The following is a 19,643-nucleotide window of genomic DNA, read 5'->3' as shown; positions in this document are numbered from 1 at the left end:
GGAAGAGCTATGTGGAGTGAAGCCAGGAAGAGGTCAGGTCACGTCGATGGATGACCAGCAGGACGCACAGGTGAGGACACCCGGGATGACGTTGAACGTGCGGAAGCTGCCCCGGCCGGACCAGCCCCGGCTGATCACCGTGGCCAACCAGAAGGGCGGGGTGGGCAAGACCACCAGCTCCGTCAACCTCGCCGCCGGACTGGCCATGCACGGCCAGAAGGTCCTGGTCATCGACCTCGACCCGCAGGGTAACGCCTCCACCGCACTCGGCGCGGAACACCGGGCCGGAACGACCTCGAGCTACGAGATGCTCATCGGTGAGGCGACCGCCGATGAGGCGCTGCAGCAGTCGCCGTTCAACGAGAACCTCTACTGCGTCCCCGCCACCATCGATCTCGCCGGTGCGGAGATCGAACTGGTCAGCCTGGTCCGCCGCGAGTACCGGCTCCATGATGCACTCCGGGGGAAGTTCATCGAGACCCACGGATTCGACTACGTCATCATTGACTGCCCGCCCTCCCTCGGCCTGCTCACCATCAACGCCATGACCGCCGTCGACGAGGTGCTCATCCCCATCCAGTGCGAGTACTACGCACTCGAGGGCGTGGGCCAGCTGCTCAACAACATCTCGATGATCCGGCAGCACCTCAACACCAATCTGCACATCTCGGCGATCCTGCTGACCATGTACGACGCCCGCACGAAGCTCTCCGAGCAGGTGGCCACCGAGGTCAAGGACCACTTCGGCGACGTGGTGCTCACCAACGTCATCCCCCGGTCGGTCAAGGTCTCCGAGGCGCCCGGCTACGGCCAGACGGTCATCGAGTACGACCCCTCCTCCCGCGGCGCGCTGGCCTACCTCGACGCCGCGCGCGAGTTCGCCAGCCGCGGTGACTACCAGCCGGTCGAGTCCACCGGCCCCATCGGCGTCAGCCCCACCACCGCCGCCCGACTCATCGCGGAAGCGACGGCGGAGGCAGAAGAACCACAGGAAGAGACGGAGGAGCAATGAACCAGGAAACTCGCAAGGGTGGCCTCGGCCGGGGTCTCGCCGCCCTCATCCCCTCCGGTCCCTCCAACGGCTCACCCCGTCTCGGTGACGGCGCGGCCGACGTCATCCTCGGCGGCACCAAGGGTGCCAAGGGTGCCCGGGACACCGCCGCCGAGCGCGTCCCCGGTGCCCCGAAGCCGGGCCTGCCGGGCACCGGTCCGACACCGGAGACGGTGAAGGAATCCGCGAAGGAGCCGGGCAAGAGCAAGCCGAAGAAGAAGCAGAGGCAGGCGGCGGAGAAGGGGCCGGAGAAAGGGGCGGACCACGGCGGCGTCGATACGCCTGCGGCGGTCGAGTTCGGGGCCACCTACCGCGAGATTCCCCTCGGTGACATCGTCCCCAACCCGCAGCAGCCACGCACCACCTTCGACGAGGAACCGCTCGAGGAGCTGGTCCACTCCATCCGTGAGTTCGGGCTCATGCAGCCGATCGTGGTGCGCCGGTCCCCCACCGGCACCGGCTTCGAGCTCATCATGGGTGAGCGCCGCTGGCGGGCGTCCGCGAAGGCGGGACTGGAGTCCATCCCGGCGATCGTCCGGGAGACGGAGGACGGCGCCATGCTGCGCGACGCCCTCCTGGAGAACATCCACCGCGTCCAGCTCAACCCGCTGGAAGAGGCCAGCGCCTACCAGCAGCTGCTCGAGGAGTTCGGTGTCACCCAGGGCGAGCTTGCCGACCGGATCGGCCGTTCGCGCCCGGTGATCACCAACGCGCTGCGCCTGCTCGCACTGCCCGTCCCGGTGCAGCGTCGGGTGGCGGCGAACGTGCTCACCGCCGGACACGCCCGGGCACTCGCCGGCGTGAAACTCGGTGAGGACACCGCGGCCGCGCAGGAGCAGCTCGCCGACCGCGTCGTCGCCGAGGGGATGAGCGTGCGTGCCACCGAGGAGGCTGTCACCCTGCTCAACCGCTCCGGCCTGCCCGAGGCGAAGAAACCCACCGCCCCGGCCCCGCAGGCCGAGGTGTTCACCCGCGCGGCCGACCGCCTGGCCGATGAGTGGGACACCCGCGTCACCGTCACCATGGGCCGTCGCAAGGGCCGCATGGTCGTCGAATTCGGGGACGAGGAGGACTTCCAGCGCATCCTCGGCCTCATCGAGGGTCGGGACTAGGGACGGGGCCGGCGGTGTACACGTCACTCGTCCCCCTGAGCCAGGACACCCTCGGGCAGATCCACGCCCAGGCCGCGCGCAGCATCTTCTGGGAACTCGACGCGGACACCGCCACCACCGTGCTCAGCACCGGCGATCCTGCCTTCGAGAAGGAGGCCTGGCTCGCCCGGATCCTCATGGACTACGGCTGCTGCGGTTTCTCCCTGGTCCGCACCGAAACCCGCCACACCATCGCGACGATCCTCTACTGCTCGCGTACCGACGCCCCCGGTGCCAATCAGCTGCCCACCGCCCCCGTCTCCGACGACGCCGAGCTCCTCACCTCCCTCTACATCGATCCCGGCTTCGCCGGCATCGGCCTGGAGAGCGTGCTTCTCGACGCCGCGATCATGGAACTGACCGACAAGGACGCCTCCGCCGTGGAGGCGTTCGGCTGGCGCAGTGACTTCTTCGCCCGCACCGACGTGGACAGCCTCCTGTGCGGCCCCGTCGGCGACCTGCTGCGTTCCGCCCCGGAGATCGGCCTCATGTCCGTCCCCGTGCTGGAGGCCGCCGGATTCCGCGTCGTCGCCGACCATCCGGTCCTGCCCCGCCTGCGACTCGACCTGCCCCCGCAGCACGACCTGCTCAGCGCGGCCGACGTGGAGGAACTGCTCACCCGGGCGAGCGTGTGCTGACTACAGGCCGTTCTCGGCCTTGAGCAGCTCCGCGAACTTGAAGGTGCCGGTCGGCTGATCGTCCTCGTCGAGCAGGTACAGGCGCTTGACCGCCACGACCATGGCCTCGGCGATGGCGTCACGCACCGACGGGTCGGTGAGCTTCTCCACGTCCCCGGGGTTGGTGAGATAGCCGGCGACGACCTCGATGGTGGGCATCTGCGTCAGACGCAGCAGCTCCCACGTGCGGGCATGGTTACCGCAGTTGAGGAACTCCGTGCGGGCGACGATCTCGCGCTGCACGTACCCGGACAGCGTCTCCCCGGTCAGGGAGCTCGCCCCGAACTCGGAGCCGAAGTAGAAGGTGGCCACACCCTCCGCCAGCTCGTTCTGGTAGCTGTCGCACTGCAGGCAGATCATGAGATCCGCGCCGAAGGCGTTGGCGATCTCCGCCCGCGCCTTCGGGGACGGCGAATCCATCCGGGGCCGGGAGATGATGGTCTCCATGCCGGCGGCGATCATGCGACCCTCGATCCGGGAGGCCAGATCCCACAGGATCTCCTCCTCGGAGATGGCACCGTGCATGCCGGTGACGGTGCGGCCCTTGTCGGCGCCACCGAGCGCCGGGTCGATGACCACGCGCTTGCCCGCCAAACGGGGACCGGCACTGCGGACGTGCTCCCGCTCCCGGATCGCCTGGGGGTTGCCGCCGGTGATACGGCGGCCCAGGAGGTTGAGGGCGCGGATCGTGTCCGGACCGCACATTCCGTCATCTTGCAGGCCCGAGTTGAGCTGGAACTCCACCAGGGCGGCGTGCGTGGCCTCACCGAAGTGGCCGTCGATGCGGTGGGCGTAGAAGCCGAGCTCCTGCAGCTGCTGCTGCAGCTGGGAGACGTCATCACCGACGAACTCATTGCCCGGCTGGAAGGCCAGCACGCGGGCGCCGAGTTTGTAGGAGGCCAGGCGCAGCTCCCGCAGGGTCAGCTCGTCGATGTCGCCGCTGGGGACGATGCCCCGGGACTGCTGGAAGGCCTTGAGAACCTCAGCCAGGTGCTCGTCGAAGAGCTTGTCATCCTCCGAGTACTTCTGGGAGTTCCAGTCCGTGAGATCGTCCTGGAAATCGGGCAGAAGGCCGAGCCTGGCCAGGGTGGAGCGAGCCTCTGCCACTCGGGGGCTGCGGTCGCCGACATGAAATGTCTTCACTACGACACTCCTTCCCTGGGTCAGATGCCACAGATCTTATCCCAGCCGTCAGGAGTCGGCCGGTGCTGCTCGTTTGTCGTCTGTTCAGGCTACCAGTTACAGATGTGACTCCAGCTTTGCCACGATCTCCTTCTTCGGACGCAGCCCGACGAACTCGTCGACCTTCTCCCCGTCCTTGAAGATGAGCACAGAAGGAATGGACATGATCTGGAACATCGCACCCAGGGTGCGCTCGGAGTCGACGTCGACCTTGGCCACGGTGACCTGGTCACCCATCTCCGCGGCGATGTCCTCGATGATGGGGCTGAGCTTCTTGCAGGGACCGCACCATTCGGCCCAGAAGTCGACGATGACGGGCTTGTCGGACTCGATGACGACGGACTTGAAGGTGTCCTGGGTGACGTCGACGACGTTGTTCGTGCTCATGGCGGTGTGCCTTTCTCTAGAGGGCGGCGAGGAAGTGTTCGGCGTCGATGGCGGCGCGGCAACCGGAACCGGCCGCGGTGATGGCCTGCTGGTAATGGTCGTCGACCAGGTCACCGCAGGCGAACACGCCGCGGACGCTGGTGGCGGTGGACGGCTCGGCGACCTCCACGTAGCCGCCCTCCTTGAGCGCCACCTGGCCCTCGAGGAACGCGGAGCGCGGATCGTGGCCAATGGCGACGAACATGGCGGCGACCGGCAGCTCGGAGACCTCGCCGGTGACGGTGTCGCGCAGCATGATGCCACCGACCTTGCCGCCGTCGTCGATGACGTGGTCGACGACCTTGTTGAGGGCGAACTCGATCTTGTCGTTGTCCTTCGCGCGCTCGAGCATGATGGCGGAGGCGCGGAACTCCTCACGGCGGTGGACGATGGTCACCTTGTCGGCGAACTTGGTGAGGAAGGTGGCCTCCTCCATGGCGGAGTCACCGCCGCCGATGACGGCGATCTCCCTGCCCTTGAAGAAGAAACCGTCGCAGGTCGCGCAGGTGGACACGCCGCGGCCCATGAGGGTGTCCTCGCCCTCGACACCGAGCAGGCGGGGGGCGGCACCGGTGGCCAGGATGACGGTGCGGGCCTCGTGGACCTCGTCGCCGACATGGATGCGCTTGACGTCGCCGGCCAGCTCCACGCTGTCCACCAGTTCCATGCGCAGGTCAGCGCCGAAACGCTCGGCCTGGGCACGCATCTCCTCCATGAGCTCCGGGCCCATGATGCCCTTCTGGAAACCCGGGAAGTTCTCCACCTCGGTGGTGGTCATCAGGGAGCCGCCGTACTCGTACCCCTCGAAGACGATGGGCTTGAGCTCCGCACGCGCCGCGTAGAGGGCGGCGGTGTAACCGGCGGGGCCGGATCCGATGATGGCCACGTCGTGGATGGTGGCAGGTGCCGTCATGGTGGGGTTCTCCTGGGTTGATGTCATTCTTCGTCCGGGGGCAAGTCTAACGGCTCACCGCCCGGCTCCTCCCACTGCAACCCTGCCCGCCCCGGGAACATTCCGTCACCCGTGCGTTCACACCGCCTGGGCGGCGGCGCCCCACATGTCCTCCCGCAGCGCGGTCCGGGCCCGGGCCCGACGGGACTTGATCGTGCCCGGTGGCACGCCCTCCTGCTCGGCGACGTGGGCGACGGAATATCCCACGACGTCGATGAGCCACAGCGCGGTGCGCTGGTCCGGGCGCAGCCGGTCGAGGGCCTCCCGCAGCTGGAGGATCACCTCGCGCTGACGGATCGGGTCGATGGACAGCCGGAGGTTGATCTCATGCGGCACCGCCTCCTCGTCGAGGGTGGTCGTCTCCACCTGGCGGCGGTGGTTGCGGAAGTCCCAGCCGGTGTTCATCACCAGGCGGTGCAGCCAGGTGCTCAGGCTCGACTCGTGCCGGTAGGTGTGGAGCTTGCGGCTGGCGCGGAGCAGGGCCTCCTGGACGATGTCCTGGGCATCATCCTCATTGTGACCATATTTCCGGGCGACCCACAGCAGTCGTGTCCGGTGACGCTCCACGATCTCGCTGAATGCCCGCATGTCACCTGCGACATAGGCGTCGACCAGTTCGCCGTCTGGTTGTGTCATTATTTCCCCCCGGAAATGGTGCGTCCGCACCTCGACCCAATTTCAACCCACGCCCGGGGTCCCCGCCACCCGAGGGGATATGACGCCCACCACAGTGGGCGCATGAGGGTCAGTCGAAGCCGATGACCTGTGCGTCGTCGACGGTGACGGGGTCACCGGTCGCGGGTCCACCGGTGACCCAGAGGAGGACGCCGGGGACGTCGGCGGCGTCGACAAGCTCGATGCTGTTGGTGCCCGGGATGAAGGTGCCGGCGGCCAGCTCCGGCAGGGACGCGGTGTCGACGGTGGCCGGGTCGGTGCCGGCGGGAAGCTCGTAGACGTGGAATGTGGCGCCCGGGGAGTCGGTCTCCACGACGAGGTGCTGCAGGTCTGCCGGGGATTCCAGGGTGAGGCTCACGCCGGCGGGGACGGTGTCGCTGCGCCAGCCGGTGGTGGGGTCGTCGTCGACGAGTTCGGGGCTGCTCGAACCGGCCAGCGGGAGGATGACCGGCAGGGCGCGTGGGGCGGTCTCCGTCCGGGAGCCCTGGATCGACTCGGGGTTGACGGGGCCGTCGTCGGAGGTGCTGAACAGGCTGGCCACGTAGGTGGTCAGGACGGCGACGAGCACGACGGCGGTGATGGCGAGCACCGCGATGACCGCGGTCATCTTCCCGGAGTAGGACTTGGAGCCGAAGCCGGGGCGCTCGGAGGGCTTCGGGGCGGAATCCTCGGTGACCACGAGGATCTCCCCGGTGCTCTCCGCGTCCGCCTCCGTCGGCGGGACGGACTCTTCCTCGACCCCACCGAAGGCGCGGAGACGGGTGGCGAGGGTGGACATGTCGGTGTCCTCGTCGCGGGCGGTCTCGACCAGCTCATCGAGGCCGGTGCTCGATGAGGCGAGCAGGGTCAGGGCCGAGGCGATGGCCGCACGGTCGCGGTCGCGCGAGGAGTCGGCGAGCACGGCCGGGAAGGCCAGGACGGCCGAACCGGCGGTGGAGATGCGGATACGGGCGCGGTTGTCCAGGCCGAGCGGAGTGTTGCGGGCGTGGGCCTCGGCGGCGGCGTCGGCCAGCGGGGCCAGGGCCAGGGCGACGGCCTGCGGGTCGAGGCGGTCATCGGCCTCGGCGACGGCCTTGAGGGCGGAGCCGGGCACCCAGTCGGCGACGACGAGGCAGCCGGAACGGTAGGCCAGGACCTCGATGTCGGCGGCCACGCCGTCGATCTCGGTGAGTTTGCGGGTGCGGCGGGAGACCTCGGCGGCGACGCCGGCGGCCGCGGCGGGGCTGGCGGGGGCGAGTGGGGCGTTGCCGGTGGTGTCCACGAAGGTCAGCGCGACGGTCCGGCCGGTGGCCAGCTCCTTGGCCTGCCAGAAGCGGGCGCCGGGCACGGAGCCGTGGTCGGCGAGGAGCCGGAAACGGCCGTCGGAGACCGGTGCACCGGGCACCAGGCGAGGGCCCCGGACGACGCCGGCGGACATCGGCGGCGGGACGGGCGAGGAGTTGAAGGCGTCCATGGCCAGCAGCTGGGCGGAGCGCTCCGTGGCACTGGGGGCCTCGACCTCGATGGCCAGGCTGGTGTCGGGGCGGACGAAGCGGGACAGGCCGGGGATCCGGGCCAGGGCGCGACCGAGGTTCTGCACCTCCGGCAGCCCGGAGAAGGACAGGGCGATGCCGGTGGCGATGAGGAAGATGACGCCGTCGACACCGATCCGGAGGAGGAAGCCGACGGAGCCCAGCGGCTCGAGGATGCCGCCGGCGAGCAGCAGGAGGAGGAAGTCGGTGACCAGGGCGACGGCGATGCCGATGAGGGACGCGGCGGCGGCCCACAGGGTGGTGCGCAGCAGGGAGCGGGTGCCCAGGTGCCCGAGCTTGCGGCGCAGCAGCAGGGCGCCGATGACCGCGCCGGCGACGAAGCCGAAGCCGTTGGCGGCACCGAGGAGGATGACCACCCGGGACGGGGAGGTGGCCACGAGCGGGGCGAGCATGGACAGCAGGATCTTCGTGGCGGTGATGCCGGCGATGATGAAGGTCGGGGTCCACGCCTCCTCGCGGGCGTAGAACACACGCAGGTGCAGCAGGACCAGCGCGTAGGGGATGAGGGTGAAGGCGGAGAAGCTGAGGGTGAGGCCGAGCAGGGTGGCGGATTCGGTGTCGAACTTGCCGTAGGCGAACAGCGCGTTGCCGATCTGCGGGCCGAAGGCGGTGAAGAACACCACGACCGGGATGAGGGCGATGAAGGTGAGCTTGCTGGCCAGGTTGAGGTCGCCGACCACGGCGGCGTCGTCACCGTCGGCGGCGTTGCGCGACAGCCGCGGCATGATCGCGGTGAGCAGGGTGACGCCGATGATGCCGTAGGGCACCTGGAGCAGCAGCCACGCCTGCTGGTAGATGTTCGGGGCGGCCGCGTCCGAGATGGAGGCGATGCGGGTGGTCACCAGGTAGCCGGCCTGGGAGACGGCGACGTAGACGACGATGGCCAGGGCCATGCCGCCGAACTGCTTGAGCCGGTCATCCAGCCCCCACAGCGGCCGCAGATCCACGCCGGCCTTCTTCAGGTACGGCAGCATGATCAGGGCCTGGACCACCACGCCGAGGGTGGTGCCCAGGCCGAGGAGCAGAACGTGCGGGTCACTCAGGCCGGAGGGGGCGGCGGGGTTGAGGGAGCCGGGGATCGTCCAGTAGAGGACGAGGACGGTGATGGAGACGACGTTGTTCGCCACCGGCGCCCAGGCACCCGGTTTGAAGATGCCCTTGGTGTTGAGCACCGCCATGAACAGAGAGAAGATGCCGTAGAAGAAGATCTGCGGCAGCAGCAGGAAGGCGAAGGACGTCGACTGGATGACGTTGACCTGGCCGTCCTCGTCGAGGGCCAGCCGGGTGAGGAAGGGCGCGGCGAAGGTGGCCAGCAGCGTGACCACGATGAGCAGCGTCGCCGAGAGGGTGAACAGTCGGCGGAAGAAGGCGGCACCCCGGTCGGGGTCCTCCTTCTCCGCGCGGACGAGCACCGGCACCACCAGGGAGGTGAGGACGGCGCCGAGGACGATCTCGGTGATGAGGTTGGGCAGCGTGTTGGCGGTGTTGAACGCCGACGCGATCGCCGAGCCGAGCGCGGCACCGATGAGCAGGTTGCGCAGGAACCCGGTGATGCGGGAGATGAGGGTCGCCACCGCCATGGAGCCACCGGCGCGGACGACGTCGGCGTCGGAGGCGACCTGCGTCTCCACGACGGCGTTGTCCGCCACCGCCGGGACGTCCATCCCGGGGGCGGTGGTCAGCGTCGAGCGGTCCTGGTCCGCCGCCGGTGTCACCGCTCCGGTGGTGCGGGCCTCGGGGACCGGGGCCGGCGGGGAGGGCTCGACGAAGCGCGACCGGTGGCCGGCGGCGGGGGCGTTGTCGGTGGGGGTCACTGCGTCACCATTCTCAGGGGTGTCCAATCCGTGGGTCAGCCACGTCTGCGGCGGTGCTGCCGGTGTTGTCTCTGCTGTTTACGGCGGCGGCCGACCCGGAACAACAGTGCCAGGGACAGCCCCACGACCAGCAGCAGGCCGATTCCGTACGTGCCGACGATACCGGCCCGCGTCTGCACGGTGATATCCACCGGTGTGGAGATCGGTGAGCCGTCGAGTGTGGCCAGCCACAGGGTCAGCTGTGTCTGGTCCCGGGCGGTGGGCAGGTCGGCGGTCATCTGCACGGTGATCGAGCCGTGGGCGGGGATGTGGACCCGCTCGGGCACGGAGATCCGCGCGCCGTCCGGCCCGGAGTACGCCAGCTCGGCCTCGACGGGCAGTGGCAGGCCGTTCTCGGCGACGATGAGCAGCGGTGAACTCTCCGACACCCGGGTGTAGACGTTGCCCGGCGGGATGAGCGCCACCGACCCGCGCAGCTCCTGCAGCGTGCGCCGGTTGCCGTCGAGCCGGGCGTCGGTGCGCTCCACCGCGTCCTCGTGGGTGCCGAGGAGCTTCTCGACGTCGCCGTCAACGATGTCAGCACGTCCCGGCGCAGGGGCAGCGTGAAACCGTAGCGGGACAGGGAGATGGCGGGATCGTTGACCGCCATGCGGGTGAGGTCATCGATGTAGCGGGCCTGCTGGCCGGCGCGCAGGGTCTCCGCGTCGGTGACCACGGCCGGATCGGGGTAGGGCGAGCCGAAGCGGGCACTGCCCGGCGTCGGCGGGACCGGTTGCTGGGCGTCGAGGTCGGCCTGCTGCGTCGGGGACGGGGTGACGGCCTCGGTGAGGGGGACGGGGCGGGCGCGGTCGTCGGCAAGCAGCTCGGCGGCGGTGTCGAGCAGTACCGCCCCGGTCTCCGGGTCCAGGTGGGTGGGTGGCACGGCGAGGACGGGCTCGGGGCTCTCGGCCCAGTCACCGGGCAGGGTCTGCCGGTCCACGGCCAGGCGCAGCGCGGCCCCGGCGGTGACGGCCCGCGCCGTGGTGGAGTCCGCACGGTAGTCGATGCGGCTGTCCGGGTTGGAGTAACCGGTGGTCACCGGGGCGGGACCGGTGGCGGCCAGGACGGCGCCGAGGGCACCCGGGTAGGTGACCGCCGTGATGCCCGGCGCCAGGCTGGCGAACGGGCCGGCCTGCGGGGCCGACCACACGGTGTTGTCGGCGACGAGCACCCGCACCGGCTCCTCCGGGGCGGGCGGGCCGGCCGGGGACGGGGTGGGCACGTCGGTGGACTCGAGGGCGGAGTCGTCGTCACCGCCCGGGTCGCGGGGGGTGAGGCGGGCGACGGACTCCTCCCACGCCTGCTGCATGCCCGTGGTGAGGATGTCGGAGGAGCTCTGGTCCGCCCACGCCAGCCGCGGGGCCGCCTGCTCGGTGACGTATCCGGGGCCGGGGACCACGATGTTGCCCTCGGGCACCACCCCGAGCACCGACTGCAGGGTCGCCGGCCCGCGTTGGACGGCCTCCCGGAACAGCCATTCGTCACCGGTGGCGGCCACGGCGTTGAGGTCCGCGTTGCCCCACGGCAGGGCGACGGTGCAGCCGGTGGCGGCGGTCTCGGCGAGATCGCTCAACCACCGGTCGGCGTCGGCGGCCCCCCGGCCGGGCTGTCCGACCTCGGTGCCCTGCTCCGTGAACCAGCTGTCGCGCAGGCGCTGCGGCTCGGTCACCAGCGCGGGCCGGGTGTCGGAGACGGTGTAACCCTCGGCCATCCGGGCGACGGTGTCCACCAGCGCCGGGTCGAGGGCGAGGCAGGAACTGGACCGCACCTCGTCGGTGGTCGTGCGCCAGTCCGCGAGCAGTTCGCTCAGTCGTCCGCCGGGCGAGAGCTGGCCAGCCAGTTGGTCGGAGGCGAGGATCAACGGGGGGTCCTCGGGTGCCGTGCCCGTCTCACCGGGGACGATGTCCACCTCGGCGGTGAGCGGATAGATCAGGCTCAGGCCGGGAATCTGCTCCGGCGGGGTGTCCACGTCCTCGGCCGGGGCCTGTTCCCCCACGGTGACCAGGAGCCGTTCGGTGCCCAGCTGCTGCAGTCCCTCGCCGGTGGACCCGGACAGGGAGAACATCACCGGGTAGGTCGCCCCCGGGGTCAGTGAGAGCTCACGGGCGGGGACGGTGAAGGAGATCTCGCGCCGCTCGCCCGCCGCCAGCGGATCCGACAGGTCCAGGTCGGGCCCGAAGTAGGGGTAGGCCTCCCGGGACAGGCTGAGGATCCGGCGGGCCTCCCCCACCGACGGGGACGCGTCGGCGCGGCGGGCGACGATGGAGAGGTCGGTGACCTCCTCATCCGAGTTGTTGAACACCGAGAGGGTCACCCGGAGCGGTTGATCGGGCGACAGCTGCGCCGCACCGAGAGCGGGGGCGTCGATGACGCGCAGGCCGATCTGGGCGGATTCATCGGCTCGGGCGGCGGGGTTGACCCACTGCTCCGCCACGGAGGGGTCCGACGGGGACACCGGGGCGGGAAGTGCCACGGCGAGGGGGGCGGCCGTCGACAAGCACACGCCCGCCACGGTCGCGGCGGAGAGGACGCGCCACCTCACCGCGGGGTGGTCCTTCCGGCCGCCTTCTCCTCCCGCGCGAGGTCCGGCAGGAGGTCATGCGCGGTGCGCGCCAGTTTGCGCTCATCCGCGTACGCGAGATGCTCGATGAGTTCGGCGACCGGGATCCAGGCGACCTCGGTGACCTCCGGATCCTCGTCATTGAGGTCCCCGTCGACGAAACGCAGCAGGTGGTGGTGCACCGTCTTGTGGATGCGCACCCCCTCGGAGACGAACCAGTAGTCGATGACACCCAGGTCGGCGAACGCCTCGCCGTAGACGCCGGTCTCCTCCCACACCTCGCGCTCGGCGGTGGCGCGACGGTCCTCGCCCGGCTCCACATGCCCCTTCGGCATGGACCACAGCAGTCGCCCACGCCGGTCCAGCCGGCCGATGAGTGCGACATACACCCTGGTCAGATCGACATCGCCGGCATCGTTGACCGCCTCGGCCAGGCCGGAGACGACGAGCCCACCCGCGGACGTCTCATCCCGGGTGACCATCCGGCTGTTGCTCTGATTCCGTCGCTTCTGCGGCTGCCGCCCTCGCTGCGTCTGCTGCGGCGAGCGGCGGCGGTTACGGCCCCCCGCTTTGCGACGCCCCCGGTTCCCGCCCTTGCGGGACTCCTCACCCTCGGCGGGCTGGGACTTCTGCTGTGCCTTCTGGCCGGACTTCTGCTGCTGACCCTGCTCCCCCTGGGCACGACGACGTGGCCGACGGCGACGCCGGCGCTTCGGGCCCTGGGAATCCGACCCGGAGGATGAGCCGGAGGATCCGGATCCCGCCTGGGGTCGTTCATTGTCAGTCATTCCCCTGATCGTAACCCGTGGTGCGGCTGTTTCGAATTCCCGGACCTCCGTGTCTCCCCGGTAGACTCGGACGATGTGATTGACGAGGACCCCACCGAGACTGCTGACGCATCCACTCCCCTGCCCCCGCTCGCCCTCCTGGCGCGGGCGGAGCAGACCATCGTCGGCCTCGCCCCCGTCCTCACCGACCTCGTCGCCGAGTTCACCCGCCGCGAGCTCCCCCTCTACCTCGTCGGTGGCTCCGTCCGCGACGCCATCCTCGGCCGCCTGGGCAACGACCTCGACTTCACCACCCCGGCCCGCCCCGACACCGTCCACGAGATCCTCGACGCCTGGGCCGAGACCGTCTGGGACACCGGCATCGAGTTCGGCACCGTCTCCGCCGTGAAGTCCGGCCAGCAGATCGAGATCACCACCTTCCGCTCCGACACCTACGACGGCGACTCCCGCAACCCCGAGGTCGTCTTCGGCGACACCCTCGAGGGCGACCTCGTCCGCCGCGACTTCCGCGTCAACGCCATGGCCGTCGAACTGCTCCTGTCGGACGGGGAGCTGGCCGCTCGCTTCCACGACCCCGTCGGCGGCCTCGACGACCTCGCCCGCCGGCGCCTGGACACCCCGGCCGCCCCGGAGATCTCCTTCCACGACGACCCGCTGCGCATGCTCCGGGCTGCCCGCTTCGTCTCCCAGCTCGGCTTCGGTGTCGCCGACCGGGTGAAGGCGGCGATGACGGACATGGCCACCGAGATCAACCGGATCACCGTCGAACGTATCCAGGTCGAACTGGACAAGCTCATGCTCGGCGACGCCCCCTGGGCCGGCATGAACCTCCTGGTCATCACCGGTATCGCCGAGCACGTGTTCCCCGAGATCCCCGCCATGCGGCTCACCCAGGACGAACACCGCCAGCACAAGGACGTCTACGCCCACTCCATGCAGGTCCTGCGCCAGGCCATGGACCAGGAGGAGGACGGCCCCGACCTCGTCCTCCGCTGGGCCGCCCTGCTCCACGACTCCGGCAAGCCCGCCACCCGCGACTTCTCCGAGGACGGCCGCGTCTCCTTCCACCACCACGAGGTCGTCGGCTCCAAACTCGTGCGCAAACGCCTCCGGGCGCTCAAGTACCCCAAGCACGTCACCAACGACGTCAGTCAACTCGTCTACCTCCACATGCGCTTCCACGGCTTCGGCGAGGGCCAGTGGACCGACTCCGCGGTGCGCCGCTACGTCAACGACGCCGGGGAACTCCTGCCCCGCCTGCACAAGCTCGTGCGCGCCGACTGCACCACCCGCAACAAGAAGAAGGCCGCCCGCCTCCAGCGCACCTACGACCACCTGGAGGAGCGTATCGACGACCTCGCCGCCCGGGAGGACCTCGCCCGCGTGCGCCCCGACCTCGACGGCAACGAGATCATGACCATCCTCGGCCTGCGCCCCGGCCCCGACGTCGGCCGGGCCTGGGCCTTCCTCAAGGAGCTGCGCCTCGAACGGGGACCGCTCGACCGGGACGACGCAATTGCGGAACTCCGGGCATGGTGGGAAGCTGAACAGTCACAGGAGACCAACTAAAGGAGGGCGCCGCGTGTCCACGCCAGACTTCTACGCCGACCGTCTGTTCAACGCCCTCGAGCGCAACGACCCGGAACCCGGCATGCTGCTCGTCGCCGCCCCGGGCATGATGTCGGACGAGTTCAACCGCAGCGTCGTGCTCATCATCGAGCACAACGAACACCTCACCTTCGGCGTCAACCTCGCCTCGCGGAGCGACGTCGCAGTGTTCAACGTCATGCCCGAATGGCTCCCCGCCGTGGCCAAACCCCAGGCCCTCTACATCGGCGGCCCGCTCAACCAGCAGTCCGTCGTCGGCCTTGCCATGACCAAGGCGGGCGTGGACCCGAAGCAGTCCCCCCAGCTCAACCGACTGGCCAACCGCCTCGCTCACGTCGACCTGCGGGCCGAGCCCGAGGAGATCGTCGACCTCGTGGAGGGCATCCGCCTGTTCGCCGGCTACGCCGAATGGGAGCCCGGTCAGCTGGCCGAGGAGATCGAGCGCGGCGACTGGTTCGTCGCCCCCGCCCTGCCCACCGACGTCATCGCCCCCGGCCGAGCCGACCTCTGGGGAGATGTCATGCGCCGCCAGCAGATGCCCCTGCCACTGTTCTCCACCTTCCCCGCGGAGCTGGTGGACAACTGATGAGCGGATCCGCCCTCCCGGAGATCCGCGGAGGGATCCGCGAGGCCTGGGCCGTGGCCCTCGGACTCATCCCGCTGGGCCTGGCCTTCGGCCTGCTCATGACCCAGGTGGGATTCGCCTGGTGGTGGACGCCGATCTTCTCCATCGTCATCTACGCCGGCTCCATGGAGTTCCTGGCCATCAACCTCGTCACCGCCGGCGTCGGCCCCGTCTCCGCGGCGATCACCGGCCTGATGGTCAACTTCCGGCACATCTTCTACGGGCTCACCTTCCCCCGGGACGCCATCTCCTCCCCCGCGGGCAGGGCGTACTCGACGTATTCCCTGACGGACGAGTCCTACGCCATCGCCTCGGCCCGACCGCCGGGAAGAATCTCCGGGCCCCGCTTGCTGACCATCCAGCTGTTCTGTCAGACCATGTGGGTGGTGCCGGGCATCGTCGGTGCCCTGGTCGGTGAGATCATCCCGGCCGGTATCCAGGGCATGGAGTTCGCCCTCGTCGCCCTGTTCGTCGTCCTCGCGTGGGAGACGTTCCAGAACAACCGGGATCTTTCGCTGGTCCTCATCGCGGGGGCGCTGGCCATCGTCGCGGGTCTGCTGGTACCCGGCCAGCTGCTCATGGTCGCACTGAGCGCCTACTTCCTCATCCTCATCGCCCGCTACCTCTCACCGCGACTGGACCGCGTCCTGGAATGGCGGGTGTGATGGACTACGGACTGCCCGACGGCGTCACCCTCTCGCAGACCCTTGCCGTGCTCATCCCCATCGCCGTGATCACCGTGGCTCTGCGATGGCTGCCCTTCGCCTTCGTCCGTGCGCTCAAGGGCAATCAGTTCTTCGCCCTGCTGGGCCTCATGATGCCGGTGGGGGTCATGGCCGTGCTCGTGGTCTACACACTGTTCGGGCAGGCATCAGCTCCCGGGGGCGTGCCGGCTGCGCTCAGCGGGGTGGCGGTCACCCTCGGGCTGCACGCCTGGAAGCGGGATTCGGGCCTGTCCATCCTCGGCGGCACTGTCGCCTACATGGCCCTGGTGAACCTGGTCTTCTAGAGCTCCGGGAACGCCGTGGTGGCCTCCGCCCACAGCCCCTCGAACTCCTCGGCATCGATGGGGCGGGACTCGATGTCCGGGAAATCCGTGTAGGAGTCCGGATGCGGGACGACGTCATTCGGCTTGTTCGCCATGCCGGCAACGGTGCTTTGCGTGGCGGCACCCCGGATCGTCTCCGCCGGGTCGAGCTCGATGATGCGGACCATCCGGCAGGTGGCCTCGTCGATCTCGGCGAGTTCGGCCAGATGGATGACGGAGCCGGCGCCGGGGATGGTCATGTCGATGCGGACGTAGATGTGTGGTTTCACGTGAAACATCGTGCGCGGTTTCGGCCGGAAGGGCAAACGACGGTCAGGCGGCAGGCTCGCGGGCGTAGCGTGCGGCAAGCCAGGAACAGATCATCAGCTGGATCTGGTGGAAGATCATCAACGGCAGAATGAGCAGGCCGAGGCTGGCGCCGCCGAAGATGACCGAGGCCATCGGCAGACCCGTCGCCAGCGACTTCTTCGTGCCACAGAACTGGATGGCCTTCATGTCCGCGTCGTTGAAGCCCAGCCGCAGCGCGGTGAAACGGGTGAGCCAGAGCATGACCACGACGAAGATGGTGGAGAACACGACGAGGAAGATGATCTCCCCCACCGTCACCTGACCCCACACGCCGTCCACCATGCCCGCCGAGAACGCCGAGTACACGACCATGGTGATCGACCCGCGGTCCACCACCTTCGTCGCCTTGTTCGCCGCGATCCCCTTGACCCACCGGCGCAGCAGCTGCCCCAGGACGAACGGCAGGAGAAGGAGCAGCGCAATGTCGATGAACACCTGGGCGTCTACGTGAACGCCGTCACCGGCGGACATGAACAGCAGCACCAGCAACGGCGTGAGGAACACACCCGCCAGGTTCGACGCACTCGCCGCCACGATCGACCCCGCCACGTTGCCCTTGGCGATGGACGTGAACGCCACCGATGACTGCACCGTCGACGGCACCAGGGTGAGATAGAGAATGCCCAGGTAGAGCCCCTCCGAGATGACCAGCGTCAAGGGCTGCAACGCCCATCCCAGCAGGGGGAACACCACGAACGTGAACACCAGGATGGTCAGGTGCAGCTTCCAGTGCAGTAGACCGTTGAGCGCCTCCCGCGTCGAGAGACGGGCACCGTAGAGGAAGAACAGCAGCGCGATGGCCAGGTTCGTGGCCACCGCGAACCATTCCGCGAACTCCCCCCGGGCCGGGGCGATGATGGCGACGATGACCGCCAGGATGATGAGGACGATGAGCGGGTCAGTCCGCTTGAGACGGGACAGCATGCCTAGCAGTCTACGACCCGTTCCGTCCTACCATGGGCACCATGACCTCCCTCATCGAACCGATCACGCTCCGCGACCTGACCATCCGCAACCGGATGTGGTTACCGCCCATGTGCCAGTACCACTGCTTCGACTCCGACGGGACACCCGAGGACTGGCACCTCGTCCACTACGGTGCCCGGGCGGCCGGCGGGTTCGGGCTCATCATCGCCGAGTCGACCGGCGTGAGCGCCGAGGGTCGCATCTCCCCGTTGTGCACGGGACTGTGGAACGACCGGCAGGAGGAGGCGTGGGCGCGCATCGTCCGTTTCGTGCACTCCCAGGGGGCGTCGATGGGCATCCAGCTCAACCATGCCGGCCGGAAATCCTCCACTGTGCCCGCCCGTCCGGGACAGGAGCCGGTCGACGACACGGACACCATTCCGCCGGGGCACGGCGGCTGGATTCCCGTGGGCCCCTCCGCCGTGGCCAATGACGGCCTCGCGGTGCCGAGGGAGATGACGGTCGAGGAGATCGAGGCGGTCCCGGGCGAGTTCGCGGCGTCGGCGGAGCGGGCGGTCCGCGCCGGCTTCGACACCGTCGAGCTCCACGGCGCCCACGGCTACCTTCTCCACCAGTTCCTCACTCCCCTGGCGAACCACCGCACCGATGAGTGGGGAGGGTCCCTCGACAACCGCACCCGCCTCATCCGACGAGTGGTCGACGCGGTCCGGGCGGTCATCCCCGAAGGCATGCCCCTGCTCGTGCGCCTCTCTGCCACCGACTGGGTGGACGGCGCCTGGGATCTTGACCAGACCGTCGAACTGGCCGCACTACTGCGGCAACAGGGCGTCGACCTCATCGACGTGACCACCGGTGGCGCCTCCCACGCAGACATCCCGGTCGGACCCGGCTATCAGGTCGAGTTCGCCGCCGAGATACGCCGGCGGGCCGACATCCCGACGGCCGCGGTGGGCATGATCACCGAACCTGCACAGGCCGAGAAGATTCTTGACGACGCCGCCGCAGACGCCGTCCTGCTCGGCCGTGCCGCACTGCGGGATCTCGGCCTGGCCCTTCCGGGCCGCCCACGAACTCGGTGTGCCCCGGGAGGAGATCCCCTACCCCGGTTCCTACGCCCGGGGCGCCTGGCGTTAACCCACGGTCAGAGTGTCGCCGTTCTGCACCACCGGCTTGGTGGTGAGGGAATCCCGGGCGACACCCGAGACGACCGAGCCGTCCTTGATGCTGAACACCGAGTCATGATGGGTGCACCGGACGGTGTCCCCCTCAACCTCGGTGATGGGGTTGTTCTGGTGGGGGCAGGTCGTCGAGTACGCGACGAAAGTGCCCTCGGTCGGCTGGGCAATGATGAAGTCATCGATGATGACGGCGCTGCCGACGGGCACCTCGGTGGCGGCGACCTCTGCGGTGGGGGCCGAGCCGCAGGCGGCGAGGAAGGCACCGGCGAAGGTGGTGGCGGTGCCGAGCAGGAACATGCGACGGTTACAGGTCATGGTGTCAGTATGCCTGCTGTCGACCGGTCGACGCACCGCCGGGGGTAGGGACGTTACCGGGGTAACCCTATCGTTGGCGTGGCCAGTCATGGGCGTACGGTCATTAATAGCGACGTGACTAATGGGTGACGTTTTGCGCTGGGCCCGGGCGAGTCGGCATTACGTCACTGTGACGTCAGAGGGAATCCGCGAATGACGCCAGGACATGCTTCCAGTGGGCTTTCACGGAGTCGCGTTGATCCATCGCCGGGATCTTGTCGTGCTTCATGCTCAACCGGGTTTTCCTCCTGTCACCCGTGGGGGCGTCCGAGCAGTCGAGTGTCGCGGACGACCCGTCGGCGAACGTCGCCCGCCAGTAACGCCATTTCTCCGTCGCGGACGTCGAGGGCTCACCGTCGAGCTCCACCGGAAGCACCTCCTCTCCGCCTTCGGCCATGAAGGTGGCGAACTTCTCGAAGACCTCCCGCCACTCCCCCGGCACGGTCTTGCTCGCACCCGCGTTGACGGAACCCGTCACCGTCTGGCCGACCTGTCGGCGCCCGATGATCCTCTCGATCTCCACGGCGATGCCCTGCGCCCACCATTCCGAGGCGCCGCCATCGACGGCGAGGACAGCCATCTGCTGATGCGTGAGCTTGTGCAGATCCTCCGCTCCCTTGTCATGGGAACGGAGATACTCCATCCATTCCTCGATGTCTCGGCCCGTACCCGTCGTGAACTTGTCAGTCATTACCCCATTGTTTCACG

At 69.0% G+C, this 19,643-nt stretch carries 18 protein-coding genes and 1 pseudogene; 8 read left to right on the top strand and 11 right to left on the bottom strand.

All coding sequences use genetic code 11. The features are described 5' to 3' along the window. The first annotated feature begins 46 nt into the window (after positions 1-46). The 3 genes from QP029_RS03885 to QP029_RS03875 are packed head-to-tail and all read left to right on the top strand — an operon-like array spanning position 47 to position 2,840. Positions 47-1,012, top strand: coding sequence for a ParA family protein (locus QP029_RS03885; protein WP_284875549.1), 966 nt, complete (start codon positions 47-49; stop codon positions 1,010-1,012). Then, a complete protein-coding gene (locus QP029_RS03880; protein WP_284875548.1) occupies positions 1,009-2,163 on the top strand; it encodes a ParB/RepB/Spo0J family partition protein in 1,155 nt (384 codons plus the stop codon). Before QP029_RS03885 ends, QP029_RS03880 begins: the two co-directional genes overlap by 4 nt. Before the next feature lie 14 nt (positions 2,164-2,177). Continuing rightward, the gene (locus QP029_RS03875; RefSeq protein ID WP_284875547.1) at positions 2,178-2,840 is read left to right on the top strand and encodes a hypothetical protein; all 663 of its coding nucleotides are present in this window, start codon (positions 2,178-2,180) and stop codon (positions 2,838-2,840) included. On the opposite strand, the gene QP029_RS03870 is transcribed toward QP029_RS03875, so the two are convergent. From QP029_RS03870 to QP029_RS03840, 7 genes are all read right to left on the bottom strand, one after another. Continuing rightward, positions 2,841-4,022 (bottom strand): N-acetylmuramoyl-L-alanine amidase, encoded by a 1,182-nt coding sequence (locus QP029_RS03870; RefSeq protein ID WP_284875546.1) that lies wholly within the window; start codon positions 4,020-4,022, stop codon positions 2,841-2,843. A gap of 96 nt (positions 4,023-4,118) precedes the next feature. Continuing rightward, positions 4,119-4,448: a thioredoxin gene (gene trxA, locus QP029_RS03865; protein ID WP_284875545.1), complete on the bottom strand. Its 330-nt coding sequence runs from the start codon at positions 4,446-4,448 to the stop codon at positions 4,119-4,121. A 16-nt stretch (positions 4,449-4,464) separates the two neighbouring features. Next, complete coding sequence (gene trxB, locus QP029_RS03860; RefSeq protein ID WP_284875544.1) at positions 4,465-5,400, bottom strand: thioredoxin-disulfide reductase; 936 nt, start codon at positions 5,398-5,400, stop codon at positions 4,465-4,467. Positions 5,401-5,517: 117 nt separating this feature from the next. Next, positions 5,518-6,075 carry a sigma-70 family RNA polymerase sigma factor gene (locus QP029_RS03855; RefSeq protein WP_284875543.1) on the bottom strand — a complete coding sequence of 186 codons (558 nt, stop codon included), beginning with the start codon at positions 6,073-6,075 and terminating at the stop codon, positions 5,518-5,520. Between the two features lie 109 nt (positions 6,076-6,184). Then, a complete protein-coding gene (gene murJ, locus QP029_RS03850; protein ID WP_284875542.1) occupies positions 6,185-9,460 on the bottom strand; it encodes a murein biosynthesis integral membrane protein MurJ in 3,276 nt (1,091 codons plus the stop codon). A 35-nt stretch (positions 9,461-9,495) separates the two neighbouring features. Further along, positions 9,496-9,924, bottom strand: a complete 429-nt coding sequence (locus QP029_RS03845) for a DUF6049 family protein (RefSeq protein WP_489886007.1) — start codon at positions 9,922-9,924, stop codon at positions 9,496-9,498. Between the two features lie 2,113 nt (positions 9,925-12,037). Continuing rightward, positions 12,038-12,847, bottom strand: a complete 810-nt coding sequence (locus QP029_RS03840; RefSeq protein ID WP_284875540.1) for an NUDIX hydrolase — start codon at positions 12,845-12,847, stop codon at positions 12,038-12,040. A 75-nt stretch (positions 12,848-12,922) separates the two neighbouring features. On the opposite strand from QP029_RS03840, the gene QP029_RS03835 reads away from it, so the two are divergent. From QP029_RS03835 to QP029_RS03820, 4 genes are all read left to right on the top strand, one after another. Next, positions 12,923-14,416 carry a CCA tRNA nucleotidyltransferase gene (locus tag QP029_RS03835; RefSeq protein WP_284875539.1) on the top strand — a complete coding sequence of 498 codons (1,494 nt, stop codon included), beginning with the start codon at positions 12,923-12,925 and terminating at the stop codon, positions 14,414-14,416. Positions 14,417-14,498: 82 nt separating this feature from the next. After that, positions 14,499-15,041 (top strand): YqgE/AlgH family protein, encoded by a 543-nt coding sequence (locus QP029_RS03830; protein WP_284876142.1) that lies wholly within the window; start codon positions 14,499-14,501, stop codon positions 15,039-15,041. Next, complete coding sequence (locus QP029_RS03825; protein WP_284875538.1) at positions 15,041-15,745, top strand: AzlC family ABC transporter permease; 705 nt, start codon at positions 15,041-15,043, stop codon at positions 15,743-15,745. Before QP029_RS03830 ends, QP029_RS03825 begins: the two co-directional genes overlap by 1 nt. Next, the gene (locus tag QP029_RS03820) at positions 15,742-16,089 is read left to right on the top strand and encodes a branched-chain amino acid transporter permease (protein WP_284875537.1); all 348 of its coding nucleotides are present in this window, start codon (positions 15,742-15,744) and stop codon (positions 16,087-16,089) included. Before QP029_RS03825 ends, QP029_RS03820 begins: the two co-directional genes overlap by 4 nt. Here the strand turns inward: QP029_RS03820 and QP029_RS03815 are convergent. Beyond that, complete coding sequence (locus QP029_RS03815; protein WP_284875536.1) at positions 16,086-16,406, bottom strand: hypothetical protein; 321 nt, start codon at positions 16,404-16,406, stop codon at positions 16,086-16,088. The two genes, QP029_RS03820 and QP029_RS03815, sit on opposite strands and share 4 nt — an antisense overlap. 34 nt (positions 16,407-16,440) lie before the next feature. Next, complete coding sequence (locus tag QP029_RS03810; RefSeq protein ID WP_284875535.1) at positions 16,441-17,400, bottom strand: bile acid:sodium symporter family protein; 960 nt, start codon at positions 17,398-17,400, stop codon at positions 16,441-16,443. A 41-nt stretch (positions 17,401-17,441) separates the two neighbouring features. On the opposite strand from QP029_RS03810, the pseudogene QP029_RS03805 reads away from it, so the two are divergent. After that, positions 17,442-18,537: pseudogene (locus QP029_RS03805) on the top strand (NADH:flavin oxidoreductase/NADH oxidase). On the opposite strand, the gene QP029_RS03800 reads toward QP029_RS03805, so the two are convergent. Both QP029_RS03800 and QP029_RS03795 read right to left on the bottom strand, forming a co-directional pair. Further along, positions 18,534-18,878, bottom strand: a complete 345-nt coding sequence (locus QP029_RS03800; protein ID WP_284876141.1) for a Rieske (2Fe-2S) protein — start codon at positions 18,876-18,878, stop codon at positions 18,534-18,536. The pseudogene QP029_RS03805 and the gene QP029_RS03800 sit on opposite strands and share 4 nt — an antisense overlap. A 193-nt stretch (positions 18,879-19,071) precedes the next feature. Next, the gene (locus QP029_RS03795) at positions 19,072-19,626 is read right to left on the bottom strand and encodes a hypothetical protein (RefSeq protein ID WP_284875534.1); all 555 of its coding nucleotides are present in this window, start codon (positions 19,624-19,626) and stop codon (positions 19,072-19,074) included. Positions 19,627-19,643 lie beyond the last annotated feature (17 nt).

The sequence above is a fragment of the Corynebacterium suedekumii genome, assembly GCF_030252185.1.
Taxonomy (GTDB): Bacteria; Actinomycetota; Actinomycetes; order Mycobacteriales; family Mycobacteriaceae; genus Corynebacterium; species Corynebacterium suedekumii.
Note: the sequence above shows the minus strand (reverse complement) of the source record. Positions and strands in the feature narration are given on the sequence as shown.